The following is a 16,744-nucleotide window of genomic DNA, read 5'->3' as shown; positions in this document are numbered from 1 at the left end:
TCATTTGCAATTTTAATACGACCAATTGTATCTTATTATGCTCATTATGTTCATAATTTCCCAATGTTTACATCCTGCAATACCAAATTCGAAGTCTACCAGGCGTTTGTCACTCGAACATCACCCAGGAAGTGCAACCGAATTAAACATGGAGCTGTTTTAAATCAACCGCAAGAGGAAAATGATCGGAGTCCCCTCTTTGTAAAACTTGCACTCTGCCTTTCGCCAGATATTGATTATAAAAAATATGATCTAACTTCCTATGCAGGAGAAACGGCCCTAAATGCCATCTCCAGGTACTTGCTTGTCTGCCCTGATTAGATTGGGCATCTGTAAATCCATGCTGATTTAAAAACTGAGCTACAAAGCCATTATCTTCCTCGTTGAAATCTCCCGCTATAATTGTTGGTCTGTTCAGGTTAATAAATTGATAATAGAAACGAATTTCTTTTTCTCTTATTTGGGGGCTTGAAAAATAGGCGCTTAAATCAAAACTCGGGTTTTCCTTATTGATCAAGGGTGGTGTTAAGTGAAGATTTGCAATTTGAATTATCCCAGTGGTGCTATGGACATCAAAGATCCAACCTGGATGCCAACCAATCATTGAACTAACATATCTTTGATTGAATATCGAATATTTGGACAAGACTGCCAATCCTCCCCCATGATTGTCATGTTTAAATATTTGGTAAGGATATAGAGCAGCTAAATATTCATGAAAATAGCTCTCCCAATAAGCATTAGTCTCTTGCAATAAAACCACATCCCCATCCAATAACTTCAAAGCATTAATGGTTTTCATAGGAGCAGTAATTTGCCATTCCTTCCCGCCATGATTAACGTTGTAAGTGACGACACGCAACTGATCCTTTTCCTTTTTATAAAACGTATCCTTATTAAAAAAATTTAAATAACAGGAAGATAAAAAGAAGATGATAATAATCCAGATATGCTTAAAATACTGGGCCATTTCTATTCCCTTATTTTCTGTAAATCAGGCTAATCATTAGACATTAGCAGAAATAACCAAATTTTCATTTTATCTATAATGACGTTTTTATGTAGAGAGTTTTCCATTAACTCATAGAAAAAGAAGAAGACCCAATATATTCGCAACCCTCACTATTTCTAATAGAAATCATTTGATGACTCAGCCGAAAAGCATTCACATCCTTGATAGCCGCGTCCCCATCGTTGATGGTGATCCCAGGAATCCCTGAAAGTTGTTTAAGTAAAAAACCAGGGGAGTATTTTTCAGCTGCTCCTGCAAGGTTTGAGGTCCAAATTGCCAGATTATGATCTGGATAGTAATACCACACAAAAGGATGGGTATCACACACAATATCTGTAAAGCAGATTTCTTTTATCGTTGTTTTATTCATAGAAAAACTTGGGAGCGATCCTTGCAATGCCTTTCCTGTTTTTCCCGCGTTAATATTTTGATTTGATTTAGCAAAGAAGGGGAAACAGTTCATCATTCAATCCTTATGCTTGAAACTACTAATCTTGATTTTTATTCGATTAGGTAACCATAGCATATCCAGAACAACCACTACAATTATTCACCCTTCTAAACTATAATCCCCAACAATAACAAATAAAGGCATTTATTTTTAAAAATACCAACGTCTTCAGTTCTGAGTAATAAGGACGAATTTAAAAATTCAATCTGTTTTTTCTCAATAAGGATAAGATATATGAAACAAACAAATAACAATCAAAAACAAACTACTCTTGCAACATCCAGGAATTCTGAACCAAAGAAAACAACAGTAAATGATGCCCCCGATTTTATTCCAGGAGCCTCACCCTATTATAATCTCTATTGTTTTTTTTATAGAATTTTCCATTCCCAAGACACGTCTAATCAGCAACAAGCTAATTCTACATTTCAGCATGGAAAATAAACTTCTTTCGACTTCATCAGGATCGTTAGAATTTGATATAGATCCAAATTTTTAGAGCCATCACTCTGTTCACTATAAACAGGGTAATAATGGGATAGGCTATCTTGCATCAATACCAGACAGCCTAAAATCGATTAATAAAATTCAACTATTCCAAAAGTTATGACGACCCCCATCGCGATCAGTGAACATTTGAAATAAACAAATCTAGAACTACCAAAAAAACGGGCTAATTTATCTATTAATAAAAGATTTTTAAATCGGTCAAAATTTGTTTTTCTGGATAACCCAAGAGTTAACTTATTTATATCATTATTATTCCAAATAGGTTCGACGCGAACATTAAATAGATAATCCCATATGGTTAGTCCTGTTGCATAATTTCTTTTACACTCATCCTCTGTATGATGTAATAAATGATATCTGGGAGTAATAATTACCCGTGATAAAACCCGTTCTAATTTGATATTTACTCCAATATTGCTGTGTCCCCAAAATACAAGAACTGCTTGAATAAAATCGGAAAGCAATAGCACAAAGAAATAGGGACCCAAAATGACAATTAACCCTATTTTTAATAGATTTAATAAAAGATATTCGCCAGGATGGAATCTGAAACTGGTAGTAACATTAAGAGATTTGTCAGAATGATGTATTTTATGAAAATACCATAAAGAAGAGGCATGCCCCAGGCGATGAAATAAATAAAGAAATAAATCATAAAGGATAAACCACAAAATAAAAACCAACCAAAAAGGCATATTGAATAAATTAAAAAGTCCAATTTTATAATATTGACAATAGGCTGCGGCAGTTAAAGTACTGAGAGGCATAGCAACTATAATATTAATAATTCCCAAATACCAGTTTCTAATTCTTCGCTTTCGAATTCCTGCTTTACCCAAATGTTGAAAACTAAAGAAATATTCTAACAGTACCATAAAACCAACTAGAGAGAAGAATAAAAAAGCTCTGGTGATGGAATAAAAATCTAAATCTAAAAAGTCCATAACAAAACCTTAACAAACTGGGTTAAACACAAAGAATTACAAATTACCCCTCTGTGCTTATCCCTAGCTTATTAAGTTATGTTCATTATGTTCGACCAGGATGGCGAAACAAATGCGCTATAAGTAAAATTTTAGCACAATTAATAAATAATTATAGTGAATTATAATACTATCTGTACTTATTTAACTATCTGCACTACAATCCCCGCCTGAGGATGTTTAACAGATGCTCTAAACTACAAACAAGAGTATTTTTTAAATTTATGTAAATCAAACAGTTGTATTATTAAACAAGGATACTATTTATGAAAAGAGTACATGGCCACCCAACGGTACATTCACACCCATCAAATACTACTGTTCATGTAAACCCAGGACAGAATACAACCGTTGTCAACCCAACTCCTCCCTTGTTTCCTAATCACCCTCCCATGTATCACCCCAATAGTTTTTTTACTACACACCATCACTCACCTTATCAGGCCTATCAGAATCAACATTATCATCAACAGCCAGATCCAAATACCCACTCCCATAAATAATCGCGGCCAATAAAGCAGAGCTGTGCTCTTAAAGTTCTACATTTAACAATAAGTAATAACGAACCATATGTTATTACTTATTGTTTTTATGTTCTCTTGTTAAATCACTTTATAGAAACTTCCTTTTCTATTATTCTAAAAAACCAAACAATAAACTGGATAGCTATGGTTACGTATTTGTTTTCAGAAGTACATTTCACCCATGCTTTAAAGAAAGTATTAGGGATTAGTATTTTGGTTGGTGTCTACAGCGCCATTATTTATTTTTGGTTTGAACAAGTAAACTTACACTCCAGCAGCTGGTTATCCTATTCACAAAGCGTATTTGGCATAATTTTAGGTTTGCTTCTGGTTTTCAGAAGTAATCGCGCTTATGAACGTTGGTGGGAGGCCAGAACTCTATGGGGACAATTAGTGAACGCCAGTCGCAATTTAGCAATAAAAATCAAGATATTATTATTGCCTGACGCCGATGAAGCTAAAAAATTCTCCGAGTTCATCAATACATTTTGCGAAGTATTAGCCATACACCTAAGACAAAAAAGCACTCGCGATGATTTTAAAAAATTTTTAACTATGCAAAATCTTCCGAATCATGTCCCCTCCTATGTTGCTCAAGAGCTGTATCGTGAGCTATCTGCTCAAGCTAAAGCGACCCAAAGATTCAATCTCTGGTTATTGGATAACGAATTTAGTAAATTTATGGATATTTGCGGTGGCTGTGAACGCATTAAAAATACCTTTATTTCAATTTCCTTTCGAGTCTTCGTAAAGCATGCATTCATAATTTTTATCTTGTTTTTACCTTGCAGTTTAATTGATACTTTAGGAATTTGGGCTGTGCCAGTCACCATTATCATCACTTATTTAATCATTGCTATAGAAGGAATTGCTCGAAATTTGGAAGAGCCATTTGGCTTAACAGATGATCACTTAAATCTTAGCTCAATTACAGAAAGCATTAGAGACAGCGTGAATGAGATATTACTAGGGCAGCAACCTAATCCAAAGAGAAAACTAAAAAGCCCTTCTTAACTTTCTAAAATGTAATTAATATAGTGTATACCAATAAGAAATTTTAACCTTAAAAGGAGTTTTAACAATGGAATGTAAATGCAATCAATGCGGAATGGGTGTCAAGAATTTAACCTGTAGTAAATGCAATGCTCTGCTAGTCAGTGGAATCATAGTCAAAGACGATGGAAACAAGGTGCAGGTAGCGAAGTGTCCTAATGGTTGTGGACAAATCAAATCTCCTGTCTGCTGTGGACACGATATGATATGTTCTGTTTAAATTAATTTCACCGCTCTCTTCATCGAAGTTAATTTGATATAAGACTTTTTCGGAAACTCGCTACAGAGAGCAGTGCGAGGAGAGACGGAGTGTATACATCAAGTACATGAGGATTCGGGCGAAGTCTATAGAATTAGGGACAATTAGCCCCTATAATCTATAGCTCCTCTTTTTTAGCTTAAATAATGGTGCAAAGATAAAACTAAATGCCTATAGATATGAATTAGTCGCTGGATTTAGCTATTTTCATGCAAACCAGTGGTTTACTATTGATGCAATTGCTTGCAGTTGCCTTACAACTCCCTAGTATTTAATGGACCCTATTACTCATGGTGCCTTAGGCGCCGCTTGCGCTCAAACAGTGTTTGGTAGATATAACAAACAAATACCCTGGCAAGTAGGGGCTTTGGCAGGGATGGCTCCTGATCTGGATGTTTTTATTCGCTTTAGCCAAGAACCATTGAGCCTGGAACAATGGCACCGCTATTTGACCCATTCATTGCTATTTATTCCAATTGGAGGGTTGATAGTTGCATTATTTTTATTGTGTTTCGCACAATATAGAAGGCATTGGAAGCTAACGATTGGAGCCGCTCTTGTTGGTTATGCAACTCATGGCTTATTAGATTCACTTACGTCTTACGGTACTGTTTTGTTTTGGCCATGGAGTAATGCTCGTATTAGTTGGGATATTGTTTCCATCATTGACCCTGTTTTTACTCTGCCCCTGCTTTTGGGTACTATCTGGTCGGTTATACATCAAAATCAAAAAGCGGTGACGGCAGGTTTAATGTTCTCTGGTATTTTTCTGGTTTTTAATACAATACAACATAATCGAGCTTTATATGGTGCACATCAGTATGCCACTACCAATAATCTCAAATTAAACCATACGCGCGCCCTACCAAAATTAGCCAGTTCTACTTACTGGCGCATCATCGCAAAACAAAACCATTGTGTTATTATTGCTGAAGCAAAAACCCCGCTTTGGCACCAAACAACAATCCGCCCAATAACACAAACATTAAGTTATACAGAACAAGCACTGCCGTTTGCCCTTTCAACAGGGCAAAAAAGTGATTTGACAACATTCAGCTGGTTTACTGACGGATTTTTAATTGTTGCTAATAAAGATCCTTTCATTCTTGCGGATGCTCGATATACGATAGATTATAATCCTATGCTCTCACTATGGGGAATTCAGCTATTACCGAAACAGGCACATATTAATAAAGTGAGCCTACCGAAAATTAATGAACTTTGTAAATAAGACAGGACTTACGAAAAACTCCAGGATTGAGGCAAACATTATGGCCCAAAGAATTTCCATCAAATAATAACGTCCATAAGCCAAAATGATACCCGTGGATTTTCGGTAGTTCGGTGTGATTTCCCAGTTACTAACCGATAACTTAAAGTCTTAATATTATCCAAGGCTTTGCCCATGGAACAAAATTCATTCGGAATGTTTCACAACAGCCCCTTATATGCAATACCCTAAATGATATATTAAGACTGGTTTTGCACACTTAGCGGCTGTAGTGAAATTGCGTCTATTATAAACTTAACATTACACCTTGCTCGGGTTTAATTAACTCTACACCAATATCATTTTCCAGGGACAATTCGTTTATAACCTGCCCTCCCGTATCTTCCTGAGAATTTGTAAAATCAACTAATCTGGGTTTGATGTGAGTAACAATTACTGGTAATCCCCGTAGTGAGTTTCTTAAATCTAAAGGATCAACAATCAAGGCCAATTGCCGCAACTCCAACATAAATAGGTTTGGTTTTAAATGACCAAATAATTTGTCATCTGGCTGTGAATTTAAAAATGAACACTCTAGCATGATGGCATGAAGCTGCTTATTTCTTATGAGTGGCGCAATTTCTTTCCAAATATTCTCCATGTTGGTCGATTTTTCAATGCTATCAGCACCAGTATCACCAAAATATAAGATATATTCAGTCTTATAACGTATTAAAAAAGCGCTTGATGCCATGCCACCATGACTCAAAGGGAAAGCCTTTACATGCAGATCAGTATTAGGAATTGCAACCCATTGTAGTAATGGCATAGTTTGATAATGCTGATAATTCAAGTGTGGAATTTCTCCACTATCCCCAAAATTCCCCCAAACAGACCAATTAAAAATATTTTTCTGCAATGCCTGCATTGTTTCTTCGCGCGCCATAATTATTTGCTGCTCTCGCAATTCGGGTTGCGCCATCACAAGACCCATAAGATGATCAAGATGTGCGTGAGAAATGAGATAAGCTGGAATATGTTTTTGTAGCAAATCTTTAACATTTTTATTACGCACTGATTGTCTATCAACTGCAACTTCTAGCCCATGCACCAAAGTCCCCGCATCCAGAGCCGTATAATTTTCGCTCTCGATAGTTTTTAATAAATAAGCGGATAAATTTCCATCTTTCAAACCACCATAGACGCCAAGGGGAAGAATTTCGAAAACAGGTGCACAATAGGCTGCATTAGATAACCAAAAAATAAAAATTGTAATCAATAACTGACGCATGCGGATTTCCTTTGAATTAAATGATTCTGGTAATTAAAATAATATAGTATTCAGGCTTGCTTCAATCACCGTATTTATACGGTAAAAAATCTCCAGCGATAATTATTAAAGTGACTTTATAATAGCAGCCTGATTTAATCTTGCAGGGATGTGATTGTGATAGCCATTTAACACTGCTTTCACCAGTATTTCAGCTTTATTCTTGCAATCCATTTTATTTTTAATATTTTCTATGTAAGACTCTATTGTTCGTTTTGATAGAGAAAGCAAAACCCCTATTTCTTTAGCGGATTTGCCCCTTATTAATAAAAAAACACATTCACACTCACGGCTTGTTAATCCATATTTATTTTCATTGTTATTCAGCGTGTAATGATGAGTGCTTAAATGCAATTTATCATCAAACTGCCTTAACATTGTAAAAACCTCATTCTTATGGCAAGGGCGGCAATAATAAATCAATCCCGTCACGTTATTGTTTTGGTCTGTTAAAGGACATTTTTCTAATAGGAAAACTTCACTAGTCTTTGAGTCTAAATGTACTGTTGATACTTTTTCGCCGTTTAATACGCATAAATCTTGCTGCTGGAAAATTTTATTCTCTTCAATAGACCAAGGCGACAGATCCTCATCTGTTTTACCAGCAACCTCTTCTACATCACTAAAACCTTTGAATTCCAGCAAAGCTTTGTTTGCTCCTAAATAATGACGGTTTAAATCCTTCCAACCAATATAGCCTGGGAGATGATCAAGTAATGATATTTCAGGAACCAACATTAGGTCATATCCTCCAATTAGTGCTAATTTCGAGCATGGATTATCAAAGGGTTGTGTCGCAATTTTAAAAGTAGCTTGTTAGAAAAATCAACAGTGGGTGATTAACGCATTCAACCCATAAAAACACAATAGAGCGTCACATTTTGATTTCAAATTTAAAATCTGGCGATCCTTGTCCAATCCAATGTAGAGGTAATCTGTATTCACCCAAACCAGGCATTATTGTTCGAATACAAGGACGAAACCTGGCAGCCATACATAAATACTGGATTCTATTTCTTTTACAAACTGTCACTTTAATGTTGTTAAAATCATACCTTTTGCTAATAATATTAACAAATTTATTTAAGGAATGATTATGTCCTCATCAACACTTCATGTTGAAGCAATTGCTTTTAATAATTGGCTGTTAGCAATAATCAATACAGCTGACATTCCTATTGATGAAATTGAAGTCAAAGTGGCTGCAGGATTCAAAGAAACTTGGGCAAATAGTCAATTTCAACAATTAACAGACTTAACCCATTTAGTTTGTTTCATTAAAAACAAGAATTTTTCTAATCCGACGTTAGCACTTCGTACCTATACCGATGAAAACACCCTCTCAATATCAAAAACAGCTCTAATTAAAGCGATCAGGATGCTCCCGCCTCAAGATGATAAAATTTATGAACTTGTATGTTATTTGGCCCTAAATAACAAACTGGAACGATATACTAATATCACTGGGGTCCCTCCTCTTCAAATTTACCAGGGAGATGGAGTATTTGATGAATACAAGGAATGGTACCTACTGTTTGAATTGTTTGAAATAACCAGAATAATACCTCCTGAATTGATTCCAACAATAGCTGATTTGCTCATGACAAAAACACCCTCTCTCCAAGATCTCATTGCCCTCACAAAATTCCTAAAATTGATTAATCAATTAGGCTTATTACGTCAAGATTTTATGGAAAATATTATCCCTTATTTGTCTAATAAAACGAGCATAGAAAAATTCGAATTATTTGTACTTCAATTAGAAGAATATAATTTATTAAACCCAGGAATTCTAAAAACAATATATCCTTTTTTTAATCAATTAAATGCTCTCGATGCCTTTTTTTCCTTTTATCATGAAGAACTACAGCACAGCAGCACACCATTATTGCTCATGCAGGAGATCTTGCAACCTTATTGCCAAATGAGTGTACCAAACAAAGAAAGTTACGATGATCAAGTACCAACAAATACTCCGTTGCATCTGGCTATTATTGAAGGCAATAGAGAAAATTTAAACCGTACTTTAGCATTTGCGAATCGCAATTTGCTAACCAAAAGATCTTATGAAAATACCGCTCTCATATTGGCCTGCAAACTTGCTGATAAAGAGGCTGCCAGATTGATTTTAGCAAAAATGCGAGAATTAGGATGTGATGTTAATCAATCGGATCATCATGGCATGACTGCTCTACATTGGGCTAATTTTTATCATTTTGATGAGCTCATCAGGGAACTTATAAATGCAGGTGCGGACGCGAAATTAAAAGAGGAGAATGGTCGAACCTGTGATTATTTCTATCAACACAAATTCACAATCACTGATTTCAAACTAAATGGAAAAGAAATCATTGAAGGCGAATTCAAATTACATAATAGTGCACTGTCTGATATTGGCTTCCATATGGATAAAATAGCCTTAAATTTAAAATTAACAACACCCTCTGAAATTGAAGAGCTTTACCATGGCGACCAGATAGCGCAGATTCGTTCAACCAATCGATTCCATTTATTTTTTAAATTATTCCGCCCCAGACTTTTAAAATGGCTCGATGTACAAAACGACTTGGAAAATCAATCAACACTCTCTTTTTCTGAGCACCATTGTTTCACCTGATAACATCTATTGAGATCATTTGTAAATTTATGACACCTACTCTGCGATTTTAAAGCAAGTGGGCATGCCATACGACAAATAAAAATCAATAGGGGTCATTAATAATCAAATAGTTCTTTTATTTTTCATTAAAAAAGCTAAACTATAATAAAAACCATCTGAAAAGGGATATTGATATGGGGCACCACAGAGTTTATTCATATTCTCTATATCTGTGTTCTTTAATATTATTTCTTTCATTTTGTAAATCATACGCGCTTACTCTAACCATAGGGACATTATCCTATAATCCTCCTTACGAAATTCAACTTACGAATACCCAAAAACAGGAATTTTATGGTTTTGAAATTAACCTTATGGATGAGATTTGCAAACGAATCAAAGCAAAATGCCAATATAAAGCCGTGTTGTTCCAAGATATCTTTTCGAAGCTTAACTCGGGTGAAATTGACTTGGGCATTGCTACAATAAGCGTCACTTCTGAACGGAGCCAAAATTTTTTATTCAGTATGCCGTATATACCTAGTTCCAGCCAATTTCTTGTATTAGCTAACTCCAATTTCACAAATCCTGAAGACCTCAAAGGAAAAGCAATAGGTGTCTTTCGAGGCTCATCCGATGTTGATTTGGCCAAAGAATACTTTAAAAATAATATTCAGTTAACCTATTATGACACAGCGGAGAATATGCTTAATGCTCTGGATAATCAGGAGATTAGCGCGCTAATAGCCGATAGCGGACAAGTCAGTTATTGGGCTGATAATAGTATGTCCACTTATAAATTATTAGGTAATAGCATTCCAAACCCATTAGGGTATGCCATTATGACTAAGTTAGGTCAAGATGCACTTATTAAACAAATTAATCAAGCATTAATTGATATGGAAAATGATGGAACTTATCTTCAGATTTATAACCTGACCTTTTAGTAATAAACTGTCATTGATCTATTATTCACCCTTAGCAATTACTAGTAACGGATTATCCCATTGATTTTTAGTCTTAATCTAAGGAACAATAAGGCTAAGGTTTGCCTCAATCCATATTAAAAAGAAAATGACCAATAATTATTTTATTCAAAAAATCAAAAACAATGTAATGGGCTATGTTAACAATCGCTGTCAATTCGATGTATCTCGGCATTGCAATGGGGCTTAAAGGATGAATTATCAATCCATTCTGCAATTAAAACGAATAGGCCTATCTACTTTTTTCACTTTGTTTATTTTACAGTTATTCTATTTTTCCCCTGCCAGAGCAACAACGGGAGATGTCCAATTATGGACCAATATCACGGCAATGGGACCAATAAATAAACAGCATCGCGCGATAAGATATTGGCTTGATATCCAGGACCGGATTGGTGAAAATGTATCACAATTATCCCAACTCGTACTACGTCCTGGCATAGGATATGAATTGACTCCCACAACAACCATTTGGCTTGGGTACGCCAGGATTTATACTGCCCAACCATTCGTTAGCCAATCCGTCGAAGAAAATCGAATCTGGCAACAATTATTATGGAGCAAAAAATACACCCGCTTCAGACTTACAGCACGCTCACGGTTGGAAGAGCGTTTTATCCAAAGTACTGTTCATATGGCCTGGCGTTATAGACAATTATTTAAAACCAATATTTTTGTTCCCAGACACCCAAAATACCAAGGGGTTATTACTGAAGAAGCATTTTTTCATCTCAATGACTTCAATCTTCAAAGTAACCAAGGCTTCGATCAAAATCGTTTATTCGTGGGCTTGGGCTATAAAACCAGTAAAAACAGCACAATAGAAATCGGATATCTTAATCAGTTTATCAAAAGAGTGAATAACCCTAACTACAGTGGAGATTATTTATCCTTTGCTCTATTATTAACCGAATAACAACGTGTGATTTTTTTACAAGTTTAATGGGGAAGAATCGGGTAAAGGATGAAATGGTCCAGAGATATATAGAACAAATCGTAACCCCCGCGATGTTTTTTCTATATACCAGGTCTCCCCTACTATCATCTTAATAATAATAAGAGATTGACTCTCCGCTCGTTGAGTTGCTTCCCAATAAACCGTTCCATTAATCCGAACTCGTTCGGGATTATCATGAATTTTTGTTAGCTCAAGTGGACCAAAAACATGTTTTTCATTAATCCATTGTTGATGTAATTTGTGATGTTCATCTAAAGTAAATGATACGCCATCGCCAGTAAAAATACGTGCATCTCTATGTAAATGAAATTTTGCCTGATCATCGCCAGTTCCCCCATTAGCAACTGTATGAAACCAGTCATTAGCGAATTTTTTAACTTCCTTCAAAGAAATGCTCATAATGACCTCCATCCTTTACCAGCTATTGCTGTAATCTGTATAAATTATTGATATAAGATAACGATAAAGCAAATCAACTATGTGGACAGGTTTCCCTTAGCAACAAAGTGTCCTGACTGACTAAAAACATCAAGGCCGAGTTAAAAATTTCTTTATGAGGAAATTTAGATAAATTAATCCACAGGATTAAATACTTTTTTAATGAAAGGATTGGGGGTTACATAGGCCTGAGCACATTAGTAATGCCTTCCCTGCAAACAGGCACGGATTTCAAAATTCACTTGAAAAGTGCTGACTCAATTAGGTATAACAAACTGCTTGTAATTCTTGATCGCCTAAATTGATTAGATTAATTTGAGTACCCGCTTCAGCACTCACAGAGATGTTGCTATTATTTTTAACTTGAAGAGAAGTACCCTGACCAGTTGAGAGGCTTTTACCATTCACAGTGCCATTATTTTTTAAAACAATGATTTTGATTTTTCCTTTAATTTGAGTATTACCCTGTATATTGCAGGTGGCATTCAAAGTCCATAAAGTGTTATTTTTAAGTATTTTAGTTTCATTAGGGTTAAGTCGAATCGTTTTTTGAGCATAAATTGGGAAACTTAATAAACCAATTAAAATACTTAATAACAGAGTAATCAATTTGGACATGCTATTTTCCTTCACAAGAATCTGTACACTGATCTTTTTGACCAAAATTGTTCATATTGTATACAATTCTTGCTTAAGGTTTTATTAAGTGCTTTTCAAATTACATCGAATCTTATCAACTCTCATTGATAAACTGATTTAATTGGTTAGCGATAGCTTCCTTTTTGGTAAAAGAAGAATCGTACGTTGCTACTAAAGGAAGAGGAGGCTTATCCTTCAAAGAGATAGCTAATCGATAAGTTTTCGTCCCTCTACTCCCACTTGATTCTTGTATTATAATTTTATCAACATCGGAGAACGATAATTTCGTTTCATCCGTCTTAAATAGCCCCTTTCTTTTTATTACTATTGTTTTCAATATATTATCCAAATCAATTGTGGCACTTTTAAATGTTAGTAATAGAATACCTACTAACAAAAAAAATCCAGATAAACTATACATCCACCATGGAGTTGGGTAAATTACTTTAAAACTCGTCTCTAAACTATCATGTATGTAATTATTAATGCCTTGCGCAGCAATTTCCTTATCTTTTTGACCGCTAGAACTACCGCCAGTCAGATTTACAGAGTCTTGATTTGTTAATAAGTCGACATAATAAACTGTATTGCCTTTACTAGAGCGGCTACTCTTTACCACCGCTTGCTTTAAATCACCCAAATAAGTGCTGGAACGATATAAATTATAAAAACTACGCTCCAAAGTACATTCATTGGCCAGATGCTGTTGTTTGTCTTTACAGACAATGGTGTACTCAATCATTACAATGGCCATTGTAAAAACACTGACTATCAGAAACAGTACAGCCACCAAATAAATAGGCCACACGCTGATAATGAGTCGTATTTTGTTTGTACTGATCTGGTATAATTTCATTTCTTATATTGTGTAATACCTTATAGTTTAAATATAGCAACTACTTTCTATTCGTGCGAGATGTCTTTATTTGGAATAAATAACAATCAAAACTGATCTATTTTGAAGCTAATTGCCTTATTTTCTCCAAAATACACCTTGTTTTTAAAAAAATGTGATATTCTTCACACTGGCTTTTTGATTCATGCTTAACCAAAGTGGCTAATCAAAGATTTTATAATTCAATAAAAGATCTTAAATATGGGATGGACTGATCGATTTTGGACTGCCTATCGTGTGATTACAGATACAGTAATCGAGGGTGCAGCGTATTCTCTAAATGCCATTGGCTCTCTGGCTTGCCTGATCGGCGGAGCAGGAGTCTCTTTTTCTTACTCGCTGGATGAAACGGTACAAGCAGGGTACTTTGGGTCAGTAGGTGTAGCTGGCACAGTTAATCTTGATGTTACCGCTGTAGAATTTAATTACGGCTTTAATCAAACAATACCCTTCCATCGAGACTTACTAGAACGAGTTGGAGGCGGCTCGTATGAATTAAAAGATTTTGCCAATCCCAATACTATTTTTATGGCAAGTTCCCTTGCAATCCTTTCGGGAACTGCTTTAAGAACTTTGGGAGCTAATCTTAAAAAATGGCAACAAAACAGAGAAGATCAACATGATTTTAAGACCAAATATGGCATTAAACTGGATGCCCCGTCTTATAAAGAATACCTGTACGTTAATGCAGAATCTTTTTTTACTTCTTTATCCATAGCGTCATTTAGTAGTGTTTTGGCTAAAAGTGTATTGGATTATTCAATTTCAGATTTGTCAAAACAACATTTTACTTATCCGTCACATAGAACCAATGAGACTGGCGTGGTGAATACTTCTCATTACATAGGGCCAGTTACATCTGAGTTTTTCCCTCTTGATTTTAATGTATCTCAAAACACGACTCTCCACATAATGGAATATTTAAACCTAGTGGTGAACGAAAAAGTTCAAGCCAAAGCGATGACCAATGTTACTTATGGTGGCGGAGTTTTTTTCAAGCCTAATACCCCAAAAGACAGTATTCCCTTTCAAGTTGTTCCTGGCATTTTAGGTTTTGGTTTCTTTAAAGCAGGTACTTTTTTTGGCAAGAAAGCATTACGCGAACGCGACGAAAGACTTCGAAGTACAGATTCACCAACGTATTCGATAATTTCCAATACTTTGGAGGATAGTAAGAATATTTTAGAGAAACACGAGGAAAAAATTGGGTCTGTGAGTTTGATGGTTTAAATAAAAATTGCCCCTTTTATAAAGGGGCACTAATTCTTTTTTACTATTCAATTCAAATAACTCTTTAATTCCATGGATGAAAAATCATGATTTTTTCATTTTCTCCTGTACACTAACCACAGCAGTTTTAACATAATCAATTAATGTAGAGTCCGGATAACGTTGTAAGAACAAGTTATAAAGATTTATAGAGATGTCCAAATGATTCTGTTGACCTGCTTCATTGGCCAAACTCACAAACTTCTTTTGAATTGATAGGAGTTCTTCCGAACTCAATTCATCAGCCATAACTAACAAATAGCACCAGGCAGCGTCCATAAACAATTGATGCTTACTCAAATGAGGGGCTAAAACAAGCAGCTGGGAATTTTCTAATTGCAACTGAGAACGGTCTTTGGTGAAATATTTAAATAATTGCACCGCCTCATAACCCATCCCTTCATTGAGGCATATGGAAAAAGCCGCATTCGCTTTTTCTAATGATTCCGTTTTGCGATCCATTTTTTTGTATAAATAACTCAACTGAAGCAAAGTATAGACATTCTGCTTGGCATTTTCCGCTTCGGACATGATTTTATTAAGCTCTGCCGTGTTTAATTTATTGATTTGATTAACCAAATGCTCATAAGTTTTTTTGCATTTGACTAAATCGGATAACTCATTTTGCTGCAATATAGTCTCCGATTGTGATGTCTCCTCTGCACCCCCCAAGGTTTGAGAGACTGTGGAATGACGAATAGGGGTTGACTGCTCATATAAATTGGATTCTCCAATAATAAATGCACCACTTAAACGGCCAACCAAAATGGGAGATGCAAGGACAGGAAGTAAATAAATGAAGAACGAAAAGGTCGCCCCTGCCTCAAAAGAAATTTTATAGGCCATAAGGTTAATAATTAAAAGGGGTATTAAATATTTCGCATAAAAAACCAATATCCCTCCAATAATCGAAACATAATAAGTACTTAAATCATACCGTCTTTCATCATAAAGCCAAGCGATAGGATCCAGACTAAATACATCATTAATTGAAGAAGTTTCAGTAGATAAAATACAACTAATTGTTGGCGCAAATATACAAATCAAAATAATAAAAGCTAATAACAAACCATGAAATCCTGCCCCAGTAAAAGAAGAAAAGCTACTGGAAAACATTAAGCTTAATAAAGAATCTGTCTTAAGCACATAATAAGCGAGTAGGGTGGTTGGAACTATCCAAAATAGTGTATAAATAAAATATCGTCCAACAAACGCTAATGTTTCCCCTCTATGAATATGGTTATTAAATAATCCAGCATGCAACTCTCCCTGGCTCGCAGGAATAGCAAAACGAGCTATTAAAAAAGAATAGGCGATTAAATTAATTAACAAAAATAAATAGCCGGGTAATCTATTGCCAATAAAATATAAAAGAATATAAACAAAAACCCAAAATAAAATGACAGGGATAATAGTCAGAAAAGTACCAAATTTTAAGAACCCACGAACAACCTCACCAGCCATGCCTCGAAAGCTACTGATCTCATCCATAATGAACTATCCTTGTCAGAGGATTATTTAATTTTTTGAATAAATTTCAATAGCTAAATATATATCACCTAAATATAAAATTAAAATAACTAAAGCAAAATTCTCCTGAATATTCAGTTAAGTCGCTACAGTTCATT

17 protein-coding genes are annotated in these 16,744 nt (G+C 35.1%); 8 read left to right on the top strand and 9 right to left on the bottom strand.

Annotation, left to right across the window (positions count from 1 at the left end; translation table 11 throughout):
• Positions 1-142: 142 nt before the first annotated feature.
• Positions 143-970, bottom strand: a complete 828-nt coding sequence (locus ACZ5EK_RS00250; protein ID WP_464430781.1) for an endonuclease/exonuclease/phosphatase family protein — start codon at positions 968-970, stop codon at positions 143-145.
• 106 nt (positions 971-1,076) lie between these two features.
• Positions 1,077-1,478: a hypothetical protein gene (locus tag ACZ5EK_RS00245; RefSeq protein WP_464430779.1), complete on the bottom strand. Its 402-nt coding sequence runs from the start codon at positions 1,476-1,478 to the stop codon at positions 1,077-1,079.
• 219 nt (positions 1,479-1,697) lie between these two features.
• Here ACZ5EK_RS00245 and ACZ5EK_RS00240 point away from each other — a divergent pair, with 219 nt between their 5' ends.
• Positions 1,698-1,907 carry a hypothetical protein gene (locus ACZ5EK_RS00240; RefSeq protein ID WP_464430777.1) on the top strand — a complete coding sequence of 70 codons (210 nt, stop codon included), beginning with the start codon at positions 1,698-1,700 and terminating at the stop codon, positions 1,905-1,907.
• Between the two features lie 134 nt (positions 1,908-2,041).
• Here ACZ5EK_RS00240 and ACZ5EK_RS00235 read toward each other — a convergent pair whose 3' ends face one another.
• Positions 2,042-2,917, bottom strand: a complete 876-nt coding sequence (locus tag ACZ5EK_RS00235; RefSeq protein ID WP_464430775.1) for a sterol desaturase family protein — start codon at positions 2,915-2,917, stop codon at positions 2,042-2,044.
• A gap of 305 nt (positions 2,918-3,222) precedes the next feature.
• Here ACZ5EK_RS00235 and ACZ5EK_RS00230 point away from each other — a divergent pair, with 305 nt between their 5' ends.
• The 3 genes from ACZ5EK_RS00230 to ACZ5EK_RS00220 all read left to right on the top strand — a co-directional run bounded on the left by ACZ5EK_RS00230 (position 3,223) and on the right by ACZ5EK_RS00220 (position 6,023).
• On the top strand, positions 3,223-3,459 hold the full coding sequence (locus tag ACZ5EK_RS00230; protein WP_464430773.1) for a hypothetical protein: 237 nt from the start codon (positions 3,223-3,225) through the stop codon (positions 3,457-3,459).
• Between the two features lie 165 nt (positions 3,460-3,624).
• Entirely contained in the window at positions 3,625-4,494 is an 870-nt protein-coding gene (locus ACZ5EK_RS00225) for a bestrophin family protein (protein WP_464430771.1), read from the top strand.
• A gap of 572 nt (positions 4,495-5,066) precedes the next feature.
• Complete coding sequence (locus tag ACZ5EK_RS00220) at positions 5,067-6,023, top strand: metal-dependent hydrolase (RefSeq protein WP_464430769.1); 957 nt, start codon at positions 5,067-5,069, stop codon at positions 6,021-6,023.
• 286 nt (positions 6,024-6,309) lie between these two features.
• Here ACZ5EK_RS00220 and ACZ5EK_RS00215 read toward each other — a convergent pair whose 3' ends face one another.
• Positions 6,310-7,293 carry an MBL fold metallo-hydrolase gene (locus ACZ5EK_RS00215; protein WP_464430767.1) on the bottom strand — a complete coding sequence of 328 codons (984 nt, stop codon included), beginning with the start codon at positions 7,291-7,293 and terminating at the stop codon, positions 6,310-6,312.
• A gap of 105 nt (positions 7,294-7,398) precedes the next feature.
• Positions 7,399-8,070 carry a helix-turn-helix transcriptional regulator gene (locus ACZ5EK_RS00210; RefSeq protein ID WP_464430765.1) on the bottom strand — a complete coding sequence of 224 codons (672 nt, stop codon included), beginning with the start codon at positions 8,068-8,070 and terminating at the stop codon, positions 7,399-7,401.
• A gap of 358 nt (positions 8,071-8,428) precedes the next feature.
• Between ACZ5EK_RS00210 and ankQ the strand changes: the two genes are divergently transcribed.
• The 3 genes from ankQ (at position 8,429) to ACZ5EK_RS00195 (ending at position 11,833) form a co-directional block, all read left to right on the top strand.
• Positions 8,429-9,949 carry a Dot/Icm T4SS effector AnkQ/LegA10 gene (ankQ, locus tag ACZ5EK_RS00205; RefSeq protein ID WP_464430763.1) on the top strand — a complete coding sequence of 507 codons (1,521 nt, stop codon included), beginning with the start codon at positions 8,429-8,431 and terminating at the stop codon, positions 9,947-9,949.
• A gap of 176 nt (positions 9,950-10,125) precedes the next feature.
• Positions 10,126-10,878 carry a transporter substrate-binding domain-containing protein gene (locus tag ACZ5EK_RS00200; protein WP_464430761.1) on the top strand — a complete coding sequence of 251 codons (753 nt, stop codon included), beginning with the start codon at positions 10,126-10,128 and terminating at the stop codon, positions 10,876-10,878.
• Between the two features lie 232 nt (positions 10,879-11,110).
• Positions 11,111-11,833, top strand: coding sequence for a DUF2490 domain-containing protein (locus ACZ5EK_RS00195; protein WP_464430759.1), 723 nt, complete (start codon positions 11,111-11,113; stop codon positions 11,831-11,833).
• A 15-nt stretch (positions 11,834-11,848) separates the two neighbouring features.
• Here the strand turns inward: ACZ5EK_RS00195 and ACZ5EK_RS00190 are convergent, their stop codons facing one another.
• The 3 genes from ACZ5EK_RS00190 to ACZ5EK_RS00180 form a co-directional block, all read right to left on the bottom strand.
• Entirely contained in the window at positions 11,849-12,274 is a 426-nt protein-coding gene (locus ACZ5EK_RS00190; protein ID WP_464430757.1) for a hypothetical protein, read from the bottom strand.
• A gap of 300 nt (positions 12,275-12,574) precedes the next feature.
• Positions 12,575-12,931 (bottom strand): hypothetical protein, encoded by a 357-nt coding sequence (locus ACZ5EK_RS00185; protein ID WP_464430755.1) that lies wholly within the window; start codon positions 12,929-12,931, stop codon positions 12,575-12,577.
• A 115-nt stretch (positions 12,932-13,046) separates the two neighbouring features.
• Positions 13,047-13,808: a hypothetical protein gene (locus ACZ5EK_RS00180; RefSeq protein ID WP_464430753.1), complete on the bottom strand. Its 762-nt coding sequence runs from the start codon at positions 13,806-13,808 to the stop codon at positions 13,047-13,049.
• Between the two features lie 240 nt (positions 13,809-14,048).
• On the opposite strand from ACZ5EK_RS00180, the gene ACZ5EK_RS00175 reads away from it, so the two are divergent.
• Entirely contained in the window at positions 14,049-15,077 is a 1,029-nt protein-coding gene (locus ACZ5EK_RS00175; protein WP_464430751.1) for a hypothetical protein, read from the top strand.
• Positions 15,078-15,161: 84 nt separating this feature from the next.
• On the opposite strand, the gene ACZ5EK_RS00170 is transcribed toward ACZ5EK_RS00175, so the two are convergent.
• The gene (locus tag ACZ5EK_RS00170; RefSeq protein WP_464430749.1) at positions 15,162-16,607 is read right to left on the bottom strand and encodes a hypothetical protein; all 1,446 of its coding nucleotides are present in this window, start codon (positions 16,605-16,607) and stop codon (positions 15,162-15,164) included.
• Positions 16,608-16,744: the final 137 nt, after the last annotated feature.

This window comes from Legionella sp. JM-2024 (assembly GCF_055389095.1).
Note: the sequence above shows the minus strand (reverse complement) of the source record. Positions and strands in the feature narration are given on the sequence as shown.